The organism is Pseudomonas donghuensis (assembly GCF_000696345.2).
Classification (GTDB): domain Bacteria; phylum Pseudomonadota; class Gammaproteobacteria; order Pseudomonadales; family Pseudomonadaceae; genus Aquipseudomonas; species Aquipseudomonas donghuensis.
On the sequence record NZ_CP071706.1, the window covers coordinates 5237638 to 5258475 of the forward strand.

The following is a 20838-nucleotide window of genomic DNA, read 5'->3' on the forward strand; positions in this document are numbered from 1 at the left end:
TGCCGATAGAGGGGCGAGTGTCTGATAAGCTGACGCCAAATCACTGGCGCTTATCGCCAGACAACCTATAAAAGAAATTGAAGCGTCGCCTCCTGACCGGGATCCAGCCATGGTTGCATCAGCCCTTCCAGCCAAGATCAAGAACATCGACAAGCTGCTGGTCCATTGCCAGCGCCGCCGCTATGCGGCCAAGAGCAACATCATCTGCGCCGGCGACAAGGCCGAAACCCTGTCGTTCATCATCAAGGGTTCGGTGACCATCCTGATTGAAGATGACGATGGTCACGAAATGATCATCGCCTACCTCAACAGCGGTGATTTCTTCGGCGAGCTGGGGCTGTTCGAACCGGCAGGCCAGGAACAGCGGCGCAGCGCCTGGGTCCGGGCCAAAAGCGAGTGTGAAGTTGCGGAAATCAGCTACGAGAAATTCCGCGAGCTGGCCCGCCATGACCCGGAGATTCTCTACGCGCTGGGCAGCCAGATGGCACAACGTCTGCGCAATACGACGCGCAAGGTCGGCGACCTGGCGTTTTTCGACGTCACTGGCCGGGTTGCCCGCTGCCTGCTGGAGTTGTGCAAGCAGCCGGATGCCATGACCCACCCGGACGGCATGCAGATCAAGATCACCCGCCAGGAGATTGGCCGGATCGTCGGTTGCTCACGAGAAATGGTCGGCCGCGTGCTCAAGGACCTTGAAGAACGCAGCCTGGTGCACGTAAAAGGCAAGACCATGGTGGTCTTCGGTACCCGCTAGTCGCGGGCGATCCCCTTGATCACCTCGGCATAGGCCTGGCCAAGGCGCTCGAGCAACGGCGCCTGGGGCACCACTTCGTGCAGGGCAATATGACTGTCGGCCAGGCAGCGCTGTTCCAGCTCACAGCATTCATTGAAGCGGTTGACCGCTGCCACCATCGACTCGCGTTCGTTATCCAGCAACAACGCACCATGCACCAGCACCACCGGATGCTTGCCGCCCAGGCCCTGGCGCCAGCGCTGGGCGGTGCCGACCAGCTTGCGGCCGTTGAGGTTGACGTTGTAGCGCCCATCACAGAACGCCCCTTCGATTTCCCCCACCGACGCCAACCCGCCCCACTCGCGCAGCACATCACACAACGGCAGGCACAGGCGCTCGTAGGCGTTTTCAATTCGCCCGTGGTCGCCCTCGCTTTTCGGTGCCACATACACCAGGGCGATGTTGATCACCGCAGGCGACTGCGGCACCGGCTCACCACCGGTTTCGCGCAACAATACCGGCCAGCCGGCAATCGCAAGCTCGGCACAGGCGGCCTCGAAACCTTCCAGGCGGCTCATGCGCCGGGGCATGACCAAGGCGTGGTCAGTCGGACGCCAGAACAACAGGCCATGATCCTTTTCGCCTTTGCACACAGCCGCCAGCAGCTCCTGCTCGGTGTGCAGCCCGGCCTCGACAGTGACATCCACCACTTGATCAGTCATCGCATTAACCTTGTAGAGACAAAAAAGCCGGCATTGCCGGCTTCAGAGTTGGTTCAATCCAGGGCTTGCACCGGGTTCTGCACCGCGCGCTCCGGGAAGAACAGGCGCTGCAGTTCCAGCCCCGGGTGCTCGGCACGCATGAACGCTTCGCCGACCAGGAAGGAATACACCTCGTTGATTTCCATCAGCTCGACATCGGCGCGGTTGAGGATGCCGCTCTCGGTGATGGCCAGGCGATCACGGGGGATGCGCGGCAGCAGGTCGAGTGTGGTTTCCAGGCTGACGTCAAAGGTATGCAGGTTGCGATTGTTGACCCCGACCAGCGGTGTGTCGAGGGTCTTCAGCGCCCGCTCCAGCTCGTCGCCGTCGTGTACTTCAACCAGCACGTCGAGGCCTACGCTTTTTGCCGTGGCGGCAAGTTCGGCCATCTTCACGTCATCCAGCGCCGCAACGATCAGCAGTACACAATCGGCGCCGAGCGCCCGAGCTTCGACGATCTGGTAAGGATCGATCATGAAGTCCTTGCGGATCACCGGCAGTTTGCAGGCGGCACGCGCCTGTTGCAGGTAGATGTCGCCGCCCTGGAAGTAATCGACATCGGTCAGCACCGACAGGCAGGTCGCCCCGCCCTTCTCGTAGCTGACGGCGATGTCGGCCGGAATGAAGTTTTCACGGATCACGCCCTTGCTTGGCGAGGCTTTCTTGATCTCGGCTATGACTGCCGGCTGCTTGCGCCTGGCCTGCTCGATCAAGGCCTTGGCAAAGCCGCGCGGAGCATCGGCGACTGCCGCCATACGCTCGAGCTCCGCCAGGCTGACCCGTGCGCTGCGCTCGGCGACTTCCTCAACCTTACGGGCGAGAATCTTTTCCAGAACCGTCGGCACACTCATCCTTCATTCTCCTGCTTGAATACCGCGGTAAAGGCGCCCAGTTCTTCGAGTTTTTCCCGGGCAAGGCCGGTGTGCAGAGCATCGTGCGCAAGCTCCACGCCCTGCTTGAGGCTCATGGCGTGGTCGGCCGCGTACAGCGCAGCGCCAGCATTGAGCACGATCATTTCCGCAGCCTTCTGGCCGTTCTCGGTCTTGCGCCGGCCCAGGGCATCGCGGATCAGCTCCAGCGACTGGGCCGGGCTGTCCACGGCCAGGCCGTGCAGGCTCTGGCTCTTCATGCCGAGGTCTTCGGGTTCGACCCAATATTCAGTGATCTGGTCGTTCTTGAGTTCGGCAACGAAGGTCGGCGCCGCCAGGCTGAATTCATCCAGGCCATCTTTCGAGTGCACCACCAATACATGCTTGCTGCCCAGGCGTTGCAGCACTTCAGCCAGCGGGCGGCACAGCGCCTGGGTGAATACGCCAACGACCTGGTGCTTGACCCCGGCCGGATTCGTAAGCGGGCCGAGCATGTTGAACAGGGTACGCAGGCCCAGGTCACGACGTGGGCCGGCGGCGAACTTCATCGCCTTATGGTGGGTCTGGGCAAACATGAAGCCGATGCCGACGCTGTCGATGCAGCGCGCCACTTGTACCGGCGTCAGGTTCAGGTAGATACCGGCTGCTTCCAGCAGGTCGGCGCTGCCGCTCTTGCCCGAGACCGCACGGTTACCGTGCTTGGCCACAGTGCAGCCGGCCGCGGCGACGACGAAGGCCGAAGCGGTGGATACGTTGAAAATGTTGGCGCCATCACCGCCGGTGCCGACCACATCGACCACCTGGTCGAGGGTGTTGAGCTCGACCTTGTCAGCCAGCTCACGCATCACCGACACGGCACCGACGATTTCGTCGATGCTCTCGCTCTTCATGCGCATGCCCATCATGAAGGCGCCGATCTGCGCCTCGCTGCATTGGCCGGTCATGATTTCGCGCATGACGTCGCGCATTTCTTCGGTGCTCAGGTCCAGGTGACCGACGATGCGGCTCAGCGCGCTCTTGATATCCATGTTCGATCCTTAACGGCGGCCGCCGGTCTGCTTGAGGAAGTTGGCGAACAGCTCGTGGCCCTGCTCGGTGAGGATCGATTCGGGGTGGAACTGCACCCCTTCGATGTTCAGCTCTTTGTGGCGCAGGCCCATGATCTCGTCCACCGAGCCGTCTTCAAGGGCAGTCCAGGCGGTCAGCTCCAGGCATTCGGGCAAGGTTTCGCGCTTGACCACCAGCGAATGGTAGCGGGTCACGGTCAGCGGGTTGTTGAGGCCGGCGAACACGCCCTGGTCGTTGTGCAACACCGGGCTGGTCTTGCCATGCATCACCTGGCGGGCGCGCACCACATCACCGCCAAAGGCCTGGCCAATGGACTGGTGGCCCAGGCAGACGCCGAGGATCGGCAGCTTGCCGGCAAAATGCTGGATGGCCTGCAGCGATACACCGGCTTCGGTCGGCGTGCACGGGCCGGGGGAGACGACAATGCGCTCGGGGTTCAGGGCTTCGATCTGGGCGATGGTCAGTTCGTCATTGCGAATGACCTTGACCTCTGCACCCAATTCGCCGAGGTATTGCACGACGTTGTAGGTGAAGGAGTCGTAGTTGTCGATCATCAGTAACATCTGGGTTCAACCTCTTGCATCTACTGACTTTGAATACATGCCTTTCGAAGTGCCTGTGCGCAGGGCAACAGGTGCGAGTCTGCCTGTGCCCACCAGCAACAGCTGGCTACAGCAGGTAAAGCGTTCAGAAAGGCAAAGCGGTACAGGGCCGGCTAACCGGCAAGAGATAAAGTCAGGCGCGCCAACGCCAACGGGCGTGGGCCTTGATTACGCGCATCAAGAGTTTGCTGACGATCAACACGGGGTAGGTCTCGTTCATACGTTCCCGCACAGTAGCCTACCGGCGCGGTCCACGCAATATGACCGAGGCATGCCGAAACGCTTTAGCGATGGAAGACGCGTGGAATGTTTTGCTAACGTCCTAAGGCGTCATCCGATAACAACAACGAAAAAGGATCTTTGCGATGTTGAACGCGCGTTCTCTGTTGCCCTGTGCATTCTCGCTGCTGGCCCTGGCCTGCTCCAGTGCCTATGCCGGCCCTTCCCCCTACTCGACCCTGATCGTCTTCGGTGACAGCCTTGCCGATGCCGGGCAATTCCCCGACAGCAACGGTGCGCCAGGCTCTACCCAGCGCTTTACCAACCGTATCGGCCCGACCTATGGCAACGGCGAGGCCTTTGGCGCGGTATCGCCCATGTTGCTCGGGGCGCAGCTGGGTATTGCTCCGACCGACCTGGGCGCTTCGACTTCACCGGTCAATGCCGCACTCGGTCGCCCTGACGGCAACAACTGGGCAGTGGGCGGCTACCGCACCGACCAGATTCTCGACTCGATCACCGGCACTTCCGACGTGATCATTCCACCAGGCAATCCCGGTGCCGGCACCGTGCTGCGTGAGCGCCCGGGCTACCTGGCGGGCGGATTGCGCGCCGACCCTAACGCGCTTTATTACCTGACCGGTGGCGGCAACGACTTCCTCCAGGGGCAGATCACCAGCCCGGCAACCGCCGCAGCCGCCGCCAATCGCCTGGCTGCCAGCGCCCAGGCTCTGCAGCAGGGCGGCGCGCAGTACATCATGGTCTGGTTGCTGCCCGACCTGGGCCTGACCCCGGCAATGAACGGCACGCCAATGCAAGGCCCGGCCTCGCAACTGAGCAGCCTCTTCAACCAGCAACTGGTCGGCCAGCTGAGCCAGATTGACGCGCAAGTCATTCCGCTCAATGTGCCGTTGCTGCTCCAGGAAGCCCTGGCTGCTCCGACGCAGTTCGGCCTGGCCAGCGGGCAGAACCTGGTCGGTACCTGCTTCAGCGGCAATGGCTGCGTGCAGAACGCAACGTACGGCATCAACAGTGCCACGCCCGATCCGAGCAAGCTGCTGTTCAACGATTCGGTCCATCCCACCACCGCTGGGCAGGAGCTCATCGCCGACTACGCCTTCTCGATCCTCTCGGCGCCCTGGGAGCTGACGCTGCTACCGGAAATGGCTCACGCCAGCCTGCGCGCGCACCAGGATGAACTGCGCAATCAGTGGCAAGGCAGCTGGCAACCGGTCGGTCAATGGCAGGCAATCGTTGCCGCTGGTGGGCAGAACCTGGATATCGACAGCCAGCGCAGTTCGGCCAGCGCCGATGGCCATGGCTACAACCTGACCCTGGGCGGTAGCTATCGCCTGGATGACGCCTGGCGTGTTGGCGTTGCTACCGGTGTTTATCAACAGAAGCTTGAAGCCGGCGAGCAAGACTCCGACTACAAGCTCGACAGCTACCTGGCCACCGCCTTTGTGCAGTTCCAGCAGAACCAGTGGTGGGCCGACGCCGCCCTGACCGGCGGGCACCTGGACTACAGCGACCTGAAGCGCACCTTCGCCCTGGGGGTGAATGATCGCAGCGAAAAAGGTGATACCGATGGCGAGCTGTGGGCGTTCGCCGCGCGACTGGGTTATGACCTGGCGGCGCCCGGCAGCCAGTGGAGCCTGTCGCCTTTCGTCAGTGCCGACTATGCGCGGGTGAAGGTCGATGGGTATTCGGAGAAAGGCACCCGCGCCACGGCCTTGAGCTTCGACGATCAGGAGCGTGAATCGCGGCGCCTGGGCCTGGGCCTGCAGGGCAAGTACCAGGCTGGGCCAAGCACCCTGTTGTTCGCCGAAGTGGCTCACGAACACGAGTTCGAAGACGACCGCCAGGACCTGACCATTCACCTCAACAGCCTGCCGGGCAACGACTTCACCCTGACCGGCTACACCCCGCAGAGCAACCTGAACCGGGCAACCCTGGGCTTGAGCCAGACCCTGGCGCCGGGCCTGGCCCTGCGCGGCAGCTACAACTGGCGCAAGAGCGACGAGCTGACCCAGCAAGGGCTCAACCTGGCGGTGAGCCTGGAGTTCTAAGGAAGGAAAACGGCGCCTGCCGCAAGCAGGCGCCGTGAGTCAGGCTCAGGTGCGTGGCGTTTGCTCGGCCAGCGCTACCGCACGGAACATCGCCCGGCGCTTGTTGATGGTTTCTTCCCACTCAAGCGCAGGCACCGAGTCGGCAACGATGCCGCCACCGGCCTGCACATGCAGTTCGCCGTCCTTGATCACCGCCGTGCGGATAGCAATCGCGGTATCCATGTTGCCGTTCCAGGCAAAGTAACCTACCGCACCGCCGTAGACCCCACGCTTGACCGGCTCCAGTTCGTCGATGATTTCCATGGCGCGGATCTTCGGCGCCCCGGACAAGGTGCCCGCCGGCAGGATCGCGCGCAGTGCATCCATGGCGCTCAGGCCCTGTTTCAGCTCACCGGTGACGTTGGAAACGATGTGCATGACGTTGGAATAGCGCTCGATCACCATCTTCTCGGTGACTTTGACCGAGCCGGTTTCCGACACCCGGCCAGCATCGTTGCGGCCCAGGTCGATGAGCATCAGGTGCTCGGCGATTTCCTTGTCGTCGGACAGCAGGTCTTCTTCCAGCGCGCGGTCGGCCTCTTCGGTGGCGCCGCGTGGGCGGGTCCCGGCGATCGGGCGCACGGTGACCAGATTGTCCTCGACCCGCACCAGCACTTCCGGCGAGCTGCCGACCACATGGAAGTCGCCGAAGTTGAAGAAATACATGTACGGCGTCGGGTTGAAGCAGCGCAGCGCCCGGTACAGGTCGATCGGCGCGGCCTTGAAGTCGATGGACATGCGCTGTGATGGCACCACCTGCATGCAGTCGCCAGCGAGGATGTACTCCTTGATGGTATCGACCGCACGCTCGTAGTCGCTCTGGGTAAAGCTTGAGCGGAACGCAGGTTCTGCCGGCAGCGGCCCGCCCAGGTCCAGGCCACGGCGCGGGGCGATGGGCTGGCGCAGTTGCGCGAGCAGGCCTTCGAGACGGGCCAGGCCGTTTTCGTAGGCTTGCTCCTGGGCCGGATCGACCAGCACGATCGCGTGCATCTTGCCGGCCAGGTTGTCGAACACCACCACGGCGTCGGACACCATCAGCAGAATATCCGGTACCCCCAGCGGATCAGGGTTCGGGCACTTGCCCAGACGCCGCTCGACATAACGCACGCAGTCATAGCCGAAGTAACCGACCAGGCCACCATTGAAACGCGGCAGACCAGCAATGGTCGGCACCTGGTAGCGCTCCTTGAAGGCTTCGACGAAGGCCAGCGGATCTTCTGCTTCGTGCTGTTCGATCAGTTCACCGTCGTGGGTGATCCGCACCTGGTGATCGTGCACCCGCAACACGGTGCGGCACGGCAGGCCGATGATCGAGTACCGCCCCCACTTCTCGCCGCCCTGCACCGATTCGAGCAGGTAAGAGTTGGCTTGGTCGGCCAGTTTCAGGTAGATCGACAGGGGGGTGTCGAAGTCGGCCAGGGTCTCGCAGGCCAGGGGAATGCGGTTGTAGCCGGCAGCGGCCAGGCGCAGGAATTCTTCGCGGGTCATGATAGCCTCGTGGCAAGCAGCAGATGGGTCAGGCAGGCAAGCAGGCCGGCATGTGCCGGCAGATGGCAGTCAGGCGCGCCAACGCCAGCGGGCCAGGGCCTTGATGACTTTCATCCAGAGTTTGCCGGTAACCGCCACGATGGAATCTCGATCTGAGGGGGATTGAACGTTCGCCAACGTTATCCCAGTGGCCGGATCTAAGCAACCAGGCAACAGCGCGCGCAAGTCGTCGATGACCAGGCACGGTGCTTCTTCGCTGATCGGCCGACCATGGTTGTAGCCATAGGTCAGGCCCACGCACTTGACCCCGGCGGCCTTGGCCGCAAGCACATCACTGCGTGAGTCGCCGACGAACAACGCCTGCTCAGGCGCAACGCTGGCCATTTTCATGACAAACAGCAACGCGGCAGGGTCGGGCTTTTTCTGTGGCAGGGTATCGCCGCCGATGATCCAGCGGAAATAGCGGCCGATCTTCATTTGATCGAGCAAGGGTGCAACGAAGCGCTCGGGCTTGTTGGTGATCAGGGCCATTTCCACACCCTGCTTGTGCAACCACTTGAGGGTGTCGCGCACACCGGGGTAGACCACCGTCAGCTCATGGCTTTCGGCGTAGGCCTGCATGAACAGCTCCAGGCCCTGCTGCGCTTCGTCGTCATCGACCGTTTCGTGATCGATGCCACCCGCCAGCGCGCGGCGCACCAGCACCGGCGCACCATTGCCGACCCAGTGGCGCACTGCCTCAAGGCCGGCGGGCTGGCGCCCCATTGCGAGCAGCATGTTATCCACCGCCGCTGCCAGGTCCGGTACCGAATCGATCAGGGTACCGTCCAGATCAAACATCACCAGTTTGGGCAGGGCGCCGGGGAACAGCTGCTCGAAGCCACTCATGGGCGGGCCAGGGCCAGTTCGGCGCGCATCTTGGCAATCACCTCGCGGTAGTCCGGGGTGTTGAAGATCGCCGAGCCTGCGACGAAGGTATCGGCGCCAGCGGCCGCGATTTCGCGGATGTTGTTGACGTTCACGCCGCCGTCGATTTCCAGGCGGATGTCACGACCGCTGGCATCGATCAGCGCGCGGGCTTCGCGCAGCTTGTCGAGGGTACCGGGGATGAACTTCTGGCCGCCGAAGCCCGGGTTGACGCTCATCAACAGGATCATGTCGACCTTGTCCATCACGTACTTGAGGGTGTCGAGCGGGGTCGCCGGGTTGAACACCAGGCCGGCCTTGCAACCGCCGTCGCGAATCAACTGTAGCGAACGATCGATGTGCAGGCTGGCTTCCGGATGGAAGGTAATGTAGCTGGCGCCCGCTTCGATGAAGTCGCCGATGATGCGGTCGACCGGACTGACCATCAGGTGCACGTCGATCGGCGCGGTGATGCCGTACTTGCGCAGGGCGGTGCAGACCATCGGGCCGATGGTCAGGTTGGGCACGTAGTGGTTGTCCATCACATCGAAGTGAACAATGTCGGCACCCGCGGCCAGGACGTTGTCGACTTCCTCGCCCAGACGGGCGAAGTCGGCAGAAAGAATCGAGGGGGCAATAGCGTAGGGCTGCATGGCGCACCTGTAGGCAGAATCACAGTGGCGCGCATTGTACCTCAGGGAAACGCTCAGGGGCTGACCGGTATCAAGGCGGTCGACGGGTGCGCATCGCGGGGCAAGCGCTCTCCTGTGGGAGCGGGCTTGCCCCGCGAAAAGGCCTCAACCCGGCTGCTGGGTACGCAGCTTCTCGCTTCGCCCACGCAGCCACTCCAGAGTCAGCAGCAGCACCACAGAGAAGGCAATCAGCAAGGTTGCCGCTGCGGCGATGGTCGGGCTGAGGTTCTCGCGGATACCGCTGAACATCTGCCGTGGCAGGGTCGCCTGCTCGGGGCCGGCCAGGAACAGGGTGACCACCACCTCATCGAACGAGGTAGCGAAGGCGAACAGCGCCCCGGAAATCACCCCCGGCGCAATCAGCGGCAAGGTCACCCGGCGGAAGGTGGTCAACGGCGAGGCGCCAAGGCTGGCTGCCGCTCGCACCAGGTTGTGGTTGAAGCCCTGTAGGGTCGCCGAGACGGTAATGATGACGAACGGCACACCGAGCACCGCATGCACCAGGATCAACGAAATGAAGCTGTTACCCATGCCCAGTGGGGCAAAGAACAGGTAACTGGCCACGCCGATGATCACCACCGGTACCACCATGGGCGAAATCACCAGGGCCATGATCAGCGATTTGCCCGGGAAGTCACCGCGGGTCAGGCCAATCGAAGCCAGGGTACCGAAGACCATCGCCAGCACCGTGGCGGCTGGCGCCACGATGATGCTGTTCTTCAGTGCCCGCATCCACTCGGCCGAGGCGAAAAAGTCGTGGTACCACTGCAGCGAGAAGCCCTGCAGCGGGTAGACCAGGAAGCTGCCGGAGTTGAACGACAACGGAATGATCACCAGCACCGGTAACACCAGGAACAACAGGATCAGGCCGCAAAGGATGCGCAAACTGTAGAACCAGACCCGCTCGACGGGCGACATGTAGGGGCTCAGCATGACAACGCTCCTCAGCTCAGGCGCAGGCGGCTGGCGCCGACCAGCCAGCTATAGATCAGGTAAAGCAGCACGGTGGCCAGCAACAGCAAGCCGCCCAGCGCGGTCGCCATGCCCCAGTTGATGCTGGTGTTGGTATAGAAGGCCACAAAGTAACTGACCATCTGATCGTTGGGGCTGCCAAGCAGCGCCGGGGTGATGTAGTAGCCGATGGCGAGGATGAACACCAGCAGGCAGCCTGCGCCTACGCCGGCGTAGGTTTGCGGGAAGTACACCCGCCAGAAGCTGGCGAACGGATGACAGCCGAGGGAAATCGCCGCGCGCATGTAGGTTGGCGAGATGCCTTTCATCACGCTGTAGATCGGCAGGATCATGAACGGCAGCAGGATATGCACCATGGAGATGTAAACCCCGGTGCGGTTGAACACCAGTTCCAGCGGCTTGTCGATGATGCCCATGGCCATCAGGGCACTGTTGATCAGCCCGCCCGATTGCAGCAGCACGATCCAGGCCGCGACCCGCACCAGGATCGAGGTCCAGAACGGCAGCAGTACAAGGATCATCAGCAAGTTGCTCTGCCGGGTCGGCAGGTTGGCCAGCAGGTAGGCCAATGGATAGGCCAGCACCAGGCAGATGGCGGTGATGACGAAGCCCATCCACAGGGTACGGGTGAAGATGTCCAGGTAGATGGCCTGGTCCGGGGTGGCCTTGGCCAGCTCACCAAGATCATCGATGCGATGATCAAGAGCCGCCAACAGGTAGAACGGCGTGACGCTACTGGTGTTACGGCGAATCGCCTGCCAGTAGGCCGGATCGCCCCAGCGCTCGTCCAGTTCCTGCAGGGCTTCTTTATAGGAAGCCGGTTCGGTCTTGAACGGCAGTGCTCGGGCGGTCTTGGCCAGCAGGCTGCGATAGCCGGCCAGTTCCATGTTCAGACGCTTGGAGGTATCGCCCAGGGTCTGGTTCTTGCGCGCCTGGGCAAGGTCTTCGCTCAGCGCCTTGTACACCGCCTCCCCTGGCAGGCCCTTGCCGTCCCACTCGGCCACGGCGGTTACGGTCTGCGGCAAGCCGCCCACCACTTCCGGGTTACCCACGCTCTTGTACAGCAGCGCGGCAATCGGCACGAGGAACACCAGCAGCAGAAACAGCGCCAGCGGCGCGATCAGCGCTTGCGCCTTCCAGCGGTTGACCCGCTCGGCACGCTTGAGGCGCTGCTTGAGGTTGGAACCGGCGCCTTCATTCAGGGGCACTGCGATGGCCATAGCGAACTCCGAAATCTTGAGAACAAGGAGCGCCGGCGGCAAGCCGACGCCCCATCAGCAGCCCTTACTTGGCAGCCCAGGCGTTGAAGCGTTGCTCCAGCTGCTCGCTGTTGTCCGCCCAGAACGCCACGTCGATCTGCACCTGGTTGGCGATGTTCTCCGGGGTGGTCGGCATGTCTTTCTTGATCTCGTCGGACAGCAGCGCGACCGCCTTGGAGTTGGCCGGGCCGTAGGCGATGTTCTGCGAGTAGGTCTTCTGCTGTTCAGGCTGGACCGAATAGGCGATGAACTTCTTGGCCTCCTCAACGTTCTTGGCGCCTTTGGGGATGGCCCAAGCGTCGAAGTCGTAGATACCACCGTTCCAGACGACTTTCAGGTTGCTCTCTTTTTGCACGGCGGCAATGCGGCCGTTGTAGGCCGAGCTCATGACCACGTCACCCGAGGCCAGGTACTGCGGCGGCTGTGCACCGGCTTCCCACCACTGGATGCTGGGCTTGAGTTCGTCGAGTTTCTTGAAGGCGCGATCCTGGCCTTCCTTGGTGGCGAGCACCTTGTAAACGTCCTTGGGCGCAACGCCGTCGGCCATCAGGGCGAATTCGAGGGTGTATTTGGCGCCTTTGCGCAGGCCGCGCTTGCCCGGGAACTGCTTGGTGTCCCAGAAATCCGCCCAACTGGTCGGTGCGGTCTTCAGTTTGTCGGCGTTGTAGGCCATGACCGTGGACCAGACGAAGAAGCCAACGCCACACGGCTGAATTGCGCCGGGAACGTAGTCGGACTCGTCGCCGAACAGTGCAGGATCAAGCTCCTCGAACATGCCTTCGTCGCAACCACGGGCAAGCTCCGGCGATTCGACTTCAACCAGGTTCCACGACACGCTCTTGGTGTCGACCATGGCTTTGACCTTGGCCATTTCACCGTTGTACTCGCCAGCGACGATCTTGCCGTTGCCCGCCTTTTCCCATGGCTCGTAGAACGCCTTGACCTGGGCCGCCTTGTTGGCGCCGCCGAAGGAAATCACGGTCAGGTCGGCCGCCGCCATGGCCTGGGTTGCCGCGAACAGGCCCAGGGTCAGGGCGGTCAACTTCAAGTGTTTGCGCATTATTATTCTCTCCACAGTACAGGGTTGGTGAAGCAAACCTTCAATTGGCTTCCAGCAAAGGATCGAGCGCGCGGGCGTGCTCCACCTGCCAGCCAAGCGGTACCACATCGCCCACGGCCAGGGCCGGGTCGAGTTCGGCAATCGGCTGCTTCACGAAGAAATCGGCCTTGCCGCAGACTTCCAGGCGTACCCGCACGTGGTCGCCCAGGTAGATGAATTCGGCTACGCGCCCGGAGAAACGGTTGACGCAGCTTTCGCTGTGACCATTGAGGCGCACGCGCTCGGGGCGGATCGACAGGGTTACTGGCTCGCCGGCCTGGCCGACATTGACCGCCAGCGCCTCGACCTTCTCGCCGCGTGGCAGCAGCACCTGGCAGCGCTCGCCGTCGTGGCTGAGCAAGCGGCCATTGATGCGGTTGTTTTCACCGATGAAGTTGGCGACGAAGGTGTTCTTCGGCTCTTCATAGAGGGTGCGCGGGTCGGCGATCTGCTGGATCTCGCCCTGGTGGAACACCGCCACGCGGTCCGACATGGTCAGTGCTTCGCCCTGGTCGTGGGTGACGTAGACCACAGTGACGCCCAAGCGCTGGTGCAGGTGCTTGATCTCCATCTGCATGTGTTCGCGCAGCTGCTTGTCGAGAGCACCGAGAGGTTCGTCCATCAGCACCAACTGCGGCTCGAACACCAGCGCCCGGGCCAAGGCCACCCGCTGCTGCTGGCCACCGGAAAGCTGGCCGGGGTAGCGCTGGGCGAAGGTATCGAGCTGAACCATGTTGAGCACACGCTTGACCCGCTCGCTGATGTCGGTCTTGCTCAGGTTGCGCACGCTCAAGGGAAAAGCCAGGTTCTCGGCCACGGTCATGTGTGGGAACAGCGCATAGTTCTGGAACACCATGCCGATGTCGCGCTTGTGCGGCGGCACGTTGTTGATCGAACGGCCGGCCAGCTGGATCTCGCCTGCGGTCGGCGTTTCGAACCCTGCGAGCATCATCAGGCTGGTGGTCTTGCCAGAACCGGACGGGCCGAGCAAGGTGAGGAATTCACCCTTGCGGATATCCAGGTTGAGGTCTTTGACGATCAGCGATTCGCCGTCGTAGCTCTTCTGCACACCACGGAAGCTGACCAGCACTTCGCCGGTTGCAGCGCTCGAATTCACCTCACTCATACCCGCACCTTTTTTATTGGATGACTGCTGTATCCAAAGCCTAGTGAAGGCGGCAAGCGGCGCAAATCGGGGGGGGAGAGAGATTGATATCAGCGCGTTGGAAGGCTTGGGGTAGGGATTGCCCTACAAGGATGGCGTTTTTGGATAAGCGCTGAAAACTTCATCGCCACAATCATCGCTATCGCTGGCAAGCCAGCTCCCACAAGAGCCATGCCTGTTGGTTTTCTGTGGGAGCTGGCTTGCCAGCGATGAAGGTAAGCACGATGTCGTTTCTGGAACACTCACAACAGTTTGTGCTCCATCGCATACTTCACCAATTCCGCCAGCGAGTTCACGTTGAGCTTCTGCATCAGCCGTGCCTTGTGGGTGCTGATGGTCTTGTTGCTCAGGGCCAGTTGCTGGGCTATGTCGTTGACGTTGGCGCCTTGGGCCAGGCGCTCGAACACCGAAAACTCCCGCTCCGACAGCAATGAATGCAGCGGCCGGGCATCGGTCAGGCCGACCTCGAAGACCATGCGGTCGGCCAGGTCCGGGTCGATATAGCGCCCGCCACCGGCCACCCGACGAATGGCGGTCAGCAGCAGCGCCGGATCGCTGTCCTTGGTGGCATAGCCGGCAGCGCCGACCTTCAGCGCCCGCGCCGCCATCTGCGCTTCGTCGTGCATCGACAGCACCAGGATCGCCGGCGGGTTGTTCAAGGCGCGAATCCGCGGGATCGCCTCCAGGCCGTTGACCCCGGGCATGGAAATATCCAGCAGCACCACTTCGCACTCGGTATGGCGCAGGGTTTCCAGCAATTGTTCGCCATTGCCAGCCTCCCCCGCTACCTGCATGTCCTTGGCCAGGCCAATCAACTGCTTGATGCCTTCACGGACAATGGTGTGGTCTTCGGCAACCAGTACTCGAATCACGCAATGCTCCTAATCCAGAGGGATGGCAACGCTCAGGCTGGTGCCCTCGCCCGGTTCGCTTTCCAGGGTCATGCGGCCGCCCAGCATCAGCACCCGCTCACGCATGCCGACCAAGCCGAACGACGAAGGCCGATGTTGCTCCAGGACAAATCCCACACCATCGTCGATCACCGTCAGTTGCAGGGCCTGACCATCGAGGCTCAGGCTGATCTGCACAGTATGCGCCTGGGCATGGCGCATGACATTAGTCAGCGCCTCCTGCAGGATGCGGAACAGGCCAATGGCCTTGGCATCACTCAAGGGTGGCAGATTCTCCGGCACCTGCACCAGGCAGGGGATCTGCGTACGCGCTTCAAAACGCCTGGCCTGCCACTCGATGGCCGAGGCGATACCGGCATCGAGGATCGGCGGGCGCAGGGCGGTGGCCACATCACGCACCAGCTGGAACAGCTGGGCGATCAGGCGCTTCATGCTGCCCAGGCGCTCGTTGAGGCCGGGATCCAGTTCGGCATAGGCCAGTTCACACATCGAGGTTTCCAGCTTCAGCACCGTGAGCATCTGCCCCAACTCGTCGTGCACTTCCCGGGCAATACGGGCCTTTTCTTCCTCTCGCACGCTTTCCAGGTGCGCCGACAGTTCGCGCAGTTGCTCCTGGGAGCGCGCCAGCTCAAGTTCAACTCGCTTGCTCTGGCTGATATCCCAGACCACTCCGTCCCAGACCACCCGGCCATCCGCCAGGGTGCGGGTACTGGCCTTGATGTCGGCCCAGCGCTGTTCGCCCTGACGGGTCAGGATCCGCCCCTGCCACGACCAGTCGCTGTCGCTGGCCAGGGCCAGGTCCTGGACCCGGTGATAATCGGCGCGGTCATCCGGGTGCACCAGGTTGCGCAGGCCCATGTCCGGATGCTGGAGCGCGGCCGGCGTGTAGCCCACCAGAGCTTCACTGCCTTCACTGATATAGGGGAACTCCAGCTCGCCTTCAGCCGGGTTGCGTTCGAGGCGAAACACCAACCCCGGTACGTTGCCGGCGATGCCCTTGAGCCGCGCCTCGCTCTCGCGCAAGGCTGCCAACGCACGCCGGCGCTCGGTGACATCGGCGAGAAACACCACCAGGTACTCGGCATCGCGAAAACGCAGGAAGCTTAGCGACACATCCACCGGCAACAGGCTGCCATCGGCACGCAGGCACCGGGTTTCAAAATGCTGTGGCGCCTCATCGCTGGCCCGGGCGCGTTTCCACAGGTCGAGCCAGCGGTCCATGTGCAGGTTCGGCTCGAAATCGATCAACGGCCGGTCGATCAGAGCCCCCGAGGCGTAGCCGAGCATGCTCTCGGCGGCCCGATTGGCGTAACGCACATGGCTGTCCCAGTTGACCCAGAGGATCCCCACCGTGCTCTGATCGATGGAAAACTGGCTCAGGCGCAAGGCTTCTTCACGGGCCTGGCGCTGGGCCAGGGTGTCGCGGGTGGCGAGCAGGCTGTGTTCGAGCTGATGCAGTTGTCGGCGCTGCCAGAGAACTATGGCCACGCAACTCAACAGCAGCGCCGCCAGCAGCAGGCCGAGGTTCTGCCAGAAGCCTGGGGATTCGCTGAGCCGTGGATACTTCGGTTCCAGCCAGCGTTGGTGCAATTGCTCCAGGTCCTTGGCTGGAATGGCCTGCAGGCCGCGCTCAAGAATTTTGGCCAGCTCGGGCCAGTCCCGCCGCGAGCCAACCCTCAACAACTGCGGCAAGCCGATATCACCGACCACCACCAGCTCACTGAACTCGCTTTCCCGCGACAGGCGGCTCAATTGCGCCTCATCCACCACGGCAAAGCGTGCTTGTTCGCTAAGCACCAACTGCAAGGCCTGGCGCTCCTGAGGCACACCTTGCAGGTTGAGATTGCTATAGGTGGCACGCAGATAATCGGCCACGGTGCTGGGCATGCGCACGGCGACCCGGTCAGTGCTGGCGAGTTTCTCCAGATCAACCGCCACCGCGCCGGTACGCGGCCCGACGATCAGTTGCGGCACGCGCATGTAAGGGTCGCTGAACAACCACAGGCGCAAGCTGGCAGGGGTCTGAGTCAGGCCCGGGGCAAGATCGACTTCGCCAGCCAGCAACGCATGCTCCAGTGCCGCCTGGTCAGGAAAGTTGCGCCAGGTGAGGTCTAGTCCCAATGAGCGGCCGAGCCAGTTCATCAGCTCGACGTTAACCCCATAGAGCTGCTGCAGGCGCCGGTCGAACTGGGCGAAGGGTGCTTGCAACACCAGCCCGACCCGCAGGCTGCGATGCTGCTCGAGCCACTGCTGCTGTGCAGGCTCCAGCACAACTTGCGCAGGCGCGGCAGCCGAAGCCGCCCAAGCGATCAAGGGCAGGCAAAAACAGCCGATAAGCAACAGGCAGCGCACACGCTTCATCTGCACTCTCATCAAGGGTAGGACGGCCACCGAGCATGGCCGTCCCGAGTAAATACTATTAGGCTGCCGGTATTAATCTGGCCTGGATCGATCCATGTTCGCACTTTATCGCACGACGCTGCCGGCGTTATGCCTGTCACTGATACTACCTTGTACCGCACAAGCGGCAGCTGGCGAAACGCCAGAAGCTGCTGCCGACAGCAAACCTGCCGCTGTCGAACGCCAACCGCTGGCCGAACGCAGCCTGGAAGATGCCCAGGCCCTGGAGCGCCAGGTGCCTCAGGCTGAACAGCAAACCCTGCAGGCCGGCGGCGACAACTTCCTGGCCCTGTGGAAACCGGCCAACACCGCCGAGCCTGAAGGCGCCCTGATCATTCTTGCCGGTGCCGGCGAAAATGCCGACTGGCCGAAAACCGTCGGCCCATTGCGGCGCAAGTTTCCCTATGCCGGTTGGCACAGCCTGAGCCTGGCCCAGCCGGACCTGCTGGCCAACAGCCCGCAAGCACGCATCGAAGTCGCACCGGCGCCAGCCAAAAAGGCCGAGCAAGGCGAAAGCGCACCAGTCAAGGACACTCCAGCCAACGCCAACGCCAGTATCGAACAGGCCACGGCAGCGGAAAGCGACAACAACGAAAGCGTCGAGCAGGCAAAAGCCCCGGTTGAGGATGACAAGGCCGATGCCGAACGTATCTTCGCCCGCCTCGACGCTGCCGTCGCCTATGCCCAACAACAGAATGCCCGCAGCATTGTCCTGCTCGGCAACGGCAGCGGCGCCTACTGGGCCGCCCGCTACCTGAGCGAGCGGCAACCGGCGCAGGTACAAAAGCTGGTGATGGTCGCTGCCCAGACGCCGACCCAGGCCGAACAAGGCCTGGACAGCCTGGCGCCGACCCTGAAAGTGCCCACCGCGGACTTTTTCTACGCCACCCAGCCCCAGGCCAAGCGCGCAGCCGAGCAACGCCTGCAAGCCAGTAAACGCTTGAAGGATGCCAACTACCGCCAGGTCAGCCTGACCGCCATGCCAGGTAACAGCGCGGCGGAACAGGAACAGCTGTTCCGCCGCATCCGTGGCTGGCTGAGCCCGGAAAAGCTCGACTAAAAGCCGCGGCGTTTGCGAATGACGGCGTAGGCCTGATGCAGTTCGCGGGTACGTTCGGTGGCCTCGCGGACCTGCGAAGGGCTGGCGCCATTGCCCACCAGTTTGTCCGGGTGATGGCGACTGAGCAGTCGCCGATAGGCCTGCTTGATCTGCCCGGCTTCGGTGTCTGCGCTGACCCCGAGCACACGCAAGGCCTGCGGATACCCCAGGGTGCCATCGGCCACTGCCGCCTTCTGCGGTTCATACTCCAGCGCCAGGGCCTTGACCTTGGCTGACGACCAGCCGAGGGCCTGGCCCCACTCCAGCAGCAACTCACGCTCATGCCGACCGGCCTGGCCATCGGCCCAGACCATGCGCCAGCAAGCGCGCAACATGCCTTCGGCGGCATGCGGCTGTTGCTTCAGGCGCCGCAGATGAACGCCCAGGCGTTCCTTGCCGCTTTTGCCGCGATTGAACGCAGCAATGGCGCGGCGCCTGGCCGGCTCGCTCATCTCCAGGCGTTGCATTTCCACCCGCGCCTGCTGGATATGCCCGTCGACCACCCGCCCATCACTCTTGGCCAGGCGCCCGAGCAGGACGAACAGCACTTCATCGTCGCGTAGCACCGGTCGCCCGCCCAGGCGTTCACGCACATGCGCCCAACTGTGTAACTGCAAACGGCGGTCCATCGCCTGGCCCAGCAACGCCCCCAGCAACGCCCCGGGAATACTGGCGATGGCAAAGCCTGCTCCGGCACCTATCACTGTGCTCGGCCACAACATGTCAGCGGCGCTCGGCGAGCAGTCGCTCGACTTCGGCCAGACGTTCAAGGGTGCCGACATCCACCCAGTGCCCGCTGTAATGCTCACCACTGACCTGCCCGACCGCCATTGCCTGACGCAGCAATGGCGCCAGTTTGAAGCCGCCCCCCTGGCAGTCGGCGAACAGTTGCGGGGCCAGCACGGCGATACCGCTGTAGGTCAGGGTGTCGGCATCGGCATTGCCGTCACTGACCTGACCATGCTGCAGACGAAAATCGCCCTTGCCGTGGTGGCCGGGGTTGTCCACCAGCACCAGGTGGGCCAGCCCGCTCGGCGCTTGTGGCAGGAGCTTGAAGTCGTAGTCGGTCCAGATATCACCGTTGACCAGTACAAAGGGTTCATCACCCAGCAATGGCAGGGCCTTGAAAATGCCGCCGCCGGTCTCCAGCGGTTCGCCTTCCGGCGAGTAACGGATGCTCAGGCCCCAGCGCGAACCATCGCCCAGGTGATCTTCGATCTGCTGTCCCAGCCAGGCGTGGTTGATCACCACGTCCTTGAAACCGGCAGCCGCCAGCGCACGCAGGTGGTATTCGATCAGCGGCATGCCGGCCACCGGTACCAGCGGCTTTGGCGTGTGCAGGGTCAGCGGGCGCATCCGCTCGCCCTTGCCCGCAGCGAGAATCATCGCCTTCATGGACGCACTCCGGCAGCGGCCTGCAGGCTCTCGATCAATTCATCGAGCTCGGCCAGCTCCGGACGACGGGCGATCACTTCATCTATATAAGCAAAGAAACGCGGCACATCGGTCAGGTAACGCGGTTTGCCGTCACGGTGGCAGATGCGGGCGAAAATACCGATGACCTTGAGGTGACGCTGAACCCCCATCAGGTCGCTGGCGCGGTGGAAGTCCTCGAAATCCGCCTGCACCGGGATGCCCTTGGCCTGGGCACGTTGCCAGTAATCCTTCAACCAGCCCTGCACCCGCGCTTGTGGCCAGCTCAGGAAGGCGTCCTTGAACAGGCAGGTAACGTCATAGGTCACCGGCCCGTACACCGCATCCTGGAAGTCCAGCACGCCGGGGTTCGGCTCGCTGTTCATCAGGTTGCGTGGCATATAGTCGCGGTGCACCAGCACCTTTGGCTGGGCCAGCGCGCTGTCGATCAGCAGGCTGCTGATGCGCTGCCAGGCCGCCAGTTGTGCGTCGGTGAAGCCCAGGCCCAGTTCGCGGCCCACGTACCACTCGGGGAACAGCTCAAGCTCGCGGCGCAGCAGTGCCACGTCGTAGCTTGGCAGCGGCGCGTCCATCGGCAATTGCTGGAAGGCCAGCAGCGCGTCGATGGCGCCGTTGAACAGGCCATCGGCATTCTCGGCGTTGATCACATCGAGGTAGGTCTGGGTGCCCAGGTCGCTGAGCAGCAGGAAGCCGCGCTCAAGGTCCTGGGCATGAATAACCGGAACATTGATGCTGGCAGTGGCCAGCAAGTGGGCGATATCAACGAATGGCCGGCAGTTTTCCTGCGGCGGTGGCGCGTCCATGACGATAAAGCTGTGGCCTGCGGCTTGCCAGCGGAAGTAGCGACGAAAGCTCGCGTCGCTGCTGGCAGCGGTCAGGCTACCCGCGGGAACCGTGCCCCAGCCCTGTTTGTGGAACAGGTTTGCCAGCTGCTCGGCGAGCCAGACATTCAGGTGTTGCAAGCGTACATCGTGATCGGGCATTACAAGGGTCTCCGACGGCCCTAGCCGTCAAGCGGGTCATGCTTTATTATCCAGCATCTTTTTCAGACCA

Annotated in this window: 19 protein-coding genes; 3 read left to right on the forward strand and 16 right to left on the reverse strand. The window is 62.8% G+C overall.

Annotated features, from left to right (window positions below; all coding sequences use genetic code 11):
- The first annotated feature begins 109 nt into the window (after positions 1-109).
- On the forward strand, positions 110-754 hold the full coding sequence (crp, locus tag BV82_RS24400) for a cAMP-activated global transcriptional regulator CRP (RefSeq protein WP_010221468.1): 645 nt from the start codon (positions 110-112) through the stop codon (positions 752-754).
- On the opposite strand, the gene BV82_RS24405 is transcribed toward crp, so the two are convergent.
- From BV82_RS24405 to BV82_RS24420, 4 genes are read right to left on the reverse strand one after another with little or no spacing between them, the layout of a single operon-like run.
- Positions 751-1455 carry a lipoate--protein ligase family protein gene (locus tag BV82_RS24405; protein WP_036995066.1) on the reverse strand — a complete coding sequence of 235 codons (705 nt, stop codon included), beginning with the start codon at positions 1453-1455 and terminating at the stop codon, positions 751-753. The two genes, crp and BV82_RS24405, sit on opposite strands and share 4 nt — an antisense overlap.
- A gap of 53 nt (positions 1456-1508) precedes the next feature.
- Entirely contained in the window at positions 1509-2345 is an 837-nt protein-coding gene (gene trpC / locus BV82_RS24410; protein WP_010221466.1) for an indole-3-glycerol phosphate synthase TrpC, read from the reverse strand.
- The gene (trpD, locus tag BV82_RS24415) at positions 2342-3391 is read right to left on the reverse strand and encodes an anthranilate phosphoribosyltransferase (protein ID WP_036995065.1); all 1050 of its coding nucleotides are present in this window, start codon (positions 3389-3391) and stop codon (positions 2342-2344) included. Before trpD ends, trpC begins: the two co-directional genes overlap by 4 nt.
- 9 nt (positions 3392-3400) lie before the next feature.
- Positions 3401-3994 (reverse strand): aminodeoxychorismate/anthranilate synthase component II, encoded by a 594-nt coding sequence (locus BV82_RS24420; protein ID WP_010221464.1) that lies wholly within the window; start codon positions 3992-3994, stop codon positions 3401-3403.
- A gap of 404 nt (positions 3995-4398) precedes the next feature.
- On the opposite strand from BV82_RS24420, the gene estP reads away from it, so the two are divergent.
- Entirely contained in the window at positions 4399-6321 is a 1923-nt protein-coding gene (gene estP / locus BV82_RS24425) for an esterase EstP (protein ID WP_036995063.1), read from the forward strand.
- A 45-nt stretch (positions 6322-6366) separates the two neighbouring features.
- Here the strand turns inward: estP and trpE are convergent, their stop codons facing one another.
- From trpE to BV82_RS24470, 9 genes are all read right to left on the reverse strand, one after another.
- On the reverse strand, positions 6367-7848 hold the full coding sequence (gene trpE / locus BV82_RS24430) for an anthranilate synthase component I (RefSeq protein ID WP_010221462.1): 1482 nt from the start codon (positions 7846-7848) through the stop codon (positions 6367-6369).
- Between the two features lie 69 nt (positions 7849-7917).
- Entirely contained in the window at positions 7918-8736 is an 819-nt protein-coding gene (locus tag BV82_RS24435) for a phosphoglycolate phosphatase (protein WP_010221461.1), read from the reverse strand.
- Positions 8733-9407 (reverse strand): ribulose-phosphate 3-epimerase, encoded by a 675-nt coding sequence (gene rpe / locus BV82_RS24440; protein ID WP_010221460.1) that lies wholly within the window; start codon positions 9405-9407, stop codon positions 8733-8735. The genes BV82_RS24435 and rpe overlap by 4 nt, the downstream gene beginning before the upstream one ends.
- Positions 9408-9551: 144 nt before the next feature.
- Positions 9552-10379 carry an ABC transporter permease gene (locus tag BV82_RS24445; RefSeq protein ID WP_010221459.1) on the reverse strand — a complete coding sequence of 276 codons (828 nt, stop codon included), beginning with the start codon at positions 10377-10379 and terminating at the stop codon, positions 9552-9554.
- An 11-nt stretch (positions 10380-10390) separates the two neighbouring features.
- Positions 10391-11638 (reverse strand): ABC transporter permease, encoded by a 1248-nt coding sequence (locus BV82_RS24450; protein WP_036995062.1) that lies wholly within the window; start codon positions 11636-11638, stop codon positions 10391-10393.
- Between the two features lie 64 nt (positions 11639-11702).
- On the reverse strand, positions 11703-12737 hold the full coding sequence (locus tag BV82_RS24455; protein WP_036995061.1) for an ABC transporter substrate-binding protein: 1035 nt from the start codon (positions 12735-12737) through the stop codon (positions 11703-11705).
- A 40-nt stretch (positions 12738-12777) separates the two neighbouring features.
- Positions 12778-13902 carry an ABC transporter ATP-binding protein gene (locus BV82_RS24460; RefSeq protein ID WP_010221456.1) on the reverse strand — a complete coding sequence of 375 codons (1125 nt, stop codon included), beginning with the start codon at positions 13900-13902 and terminating at the stop codon, positions 12778-12780.
- Between the two features lie 281 nt (positions 13903-14183).
- The gene (locus BV82_RS24465; protein ID WP_010221455.1) at positions 14184-14813 is read right to left on the reverse strand and encodes a response regulator; all 630 of its coding nucleotides are present in this window, start codon (positions 14811-14813) and stop codon (positions 14184-14186) included.
- A gap of 9 nt (positions 14814-14822) precedes the next feature.
- Positions 14823-17213: a PAS domain-containing sensor histidine kinase gene (locus BV82_RS24470; protein ID WP_036995060.1), complete on the reverse strand. Its 2391-nt coding sequence runs from the start codon at positions 17211-17213 to the stop codon at positions 14823-14825.
- A 94-nt stretch (positions 17214-17307) separates the two neighbouring features.
- On the opposite strand from BV82_RS24470, the gene BV82_RS24475 reads away from it, so the two are divergent.
- Positions 17308-18312: an alpha/beta hydrolase family protein gene (locus tag BV82_RS24475; protein ID WP_036995059.1), complete on the forward strand. Its 1005-nt coding sequence runs from the start codon at positions 17308-17310 to the stop codon at positions 18310-18312.
- Here the strand turns inward: BV82_RS24475 and BV82_RS24480 are convergent.
- Genes BV82_RS24480 through BV82_RS24490 form a run of 3 tightly spaced genes read right to left on the reverse strand, consistent with a single transcriptional unit; the run spans position 18309 to position 20768 of the window.
- Positions 18309-19073 carry a DnaJ domain-containing protein gene (locus BV82_RS24480; protein ID WP_036995058.1) on the reverse strand — a complete coding sequence of 255 codons (765 nt, stop codon included), beginning with the start codon at positions 19071-19073 and terminating at the stop codon, positions 18309-18311. The genes BV82_RS24475 and BV82_RS24480 overlap by 4 nt on opposite strands.
- Position 19074: 1 nt before the next feature.
- Complete coding sequence (gene murU, locus BV82_RS24485) at positions 19075-19746, reverse strand: N-acetylmuramate alpha-1-phosphate uridylyltransferase MurU (protein WP_036995057.1); 672 nt, start codon at positions 19744-19746, stop codon at positions 19075-19077.
- Positions 19743-20768: an aminoglycoside phosphotransferase family protein gene (locus tag BV82_RS24490; RefSeq protein ID WP_036995056.1), complete on the reverse strand. Its 1026-nt coding sequence runs from the start codon at positions 20766-20768 to the stop codon at positions 19743-19745. Before BV82_RS24490 ends, murU begins: the two co-directional genes overlap by 4 nt.
- Positions 20769-20838: the final 70 nt, after the last annotated feature.

Bases quoted from the DNA above. Each gene is read 5' to 3' on its own strand.
- crp (WP_010221468.1), top strand. From the start codon at position 110: ATGGTTGCATCAGCCCTTCCAGCCAAGATCAAGAACATCGACAAGCTG.
- BV82_RS24405 (WP_036995066.1), bottom strand. From the start codon at position 1,455: ATGACTGATCAAGTGGTGGATGTCACTGTCGAGGCCGGGCTGCACACC.
- trpC (WP_010221466.1), bottom strand. From the start codon at position 2,345: ATGAGTGTGCCGACGGTTCTGGAAAAGATTCTCGCCCGTAAGGTTGAG.
- trpD (WP_036995065.1), bottom strand. From the start codon at position 3,391: ATGGATATCAAGAGCGCGCTGAGCCGCATCGTCGGTCACCTGGACCTG.
- BV82_RS24420 (WP_010221464.1), bottom strand. From the start codon at position 3,994: ATGTTACTGATGATCGACAACTACGACTCCTTCACCTACAACGTCGTG.
- estP (WP_036995063.1), top strand. From the start codon at position 4,399: ATGTTGAACGCGCGTTCTCTGTTGCCCTGTGCATTCTCGCTGCTGGCC.
- trpE (WP_010221462.1), bottom strand. From the start codon at position 7,848: ATGACCCGCGAAGAATTCCTGCGCCTGGCCGCTGCCGGCTACAACCGC.
- BV82_RS24435 (WP_010221461.1), bottom strand. From the start codon at position 8,736: ATGAGTGGCTTCGAGCAGCTGTTCCCCGGCGCCCTGCCCAAACTGGTG.
- rpe (WP_010221460.1), bottom strand. From the start codon at position 9,407: ATGCAGCCCTACGCTATTGCCCCCTCGATTCTTTCTGCCGACTTCGCC.
- BV82_RS24445 (WP_010221459.1), bottom strand. From the start codon at position 10,379: ATGCTGAGCCCCTACATGTCGCCCGTCGAGCGGGTCTGGTTCTACAGT.
- BV82_RS24450 (WP_036995062.1), bottom strand. From the start codon at position 11,638: ATGGCCATCGCAGTGCCCCTGAATGAAGGCGCCGGTTCCAACCTCAAG.
- BV82_RS24455 (WP_036995061.1), bottom strand. From the start codon at position 12,737: ATGCGCAAACACTTGAAGTTGACCGCCCTGACCCTGGGCCTGTTCGCG.
- BV82_RS24460 (WP_010221456.1), bottom strand. From the start codon at position 13,902: ATGAGTGAGGTGAATTCGAGCGCTGCAACCGGCGAAGTGCTGGTCAGC.
- BV82_RS24470 (WP_036995060.1), bottom strand. From the start codon at position 17,213: ATGAAGCGTGTGCGCTGCCTGTTGCTTATCGGCTGTTTTTGCCTGCCC.
- BV82_RS24475 (WP_036995059.1), top strand. From the start codon at position 17,308: ATGTTCGCACTTTATCGCACGACGCTGCCGGCGTTATGCCTGTCACTG.
- BV82_RS24480 (WP_036995058.1), bottom strand. From the start codon at position 19,073: ATGTTGTGGCCGAGCACAGTGATAGGTGCCGGAGCAGGCTTTGCCATC.
- murU (WP_036995057.1), bottom strand. From the start codon at position 19,746: ATGAAGGCGATGATTCTCGCTGCGGGCAAGGGCGAGCGGATGCGCCCG.
- BV82_RS24490 (WP_036995056.1), bottom strand. From the start codon at position 20,768: ATGCCCGATCACGATGTACGCTTGCAACACCTGAATGTCTGGCTCGCC.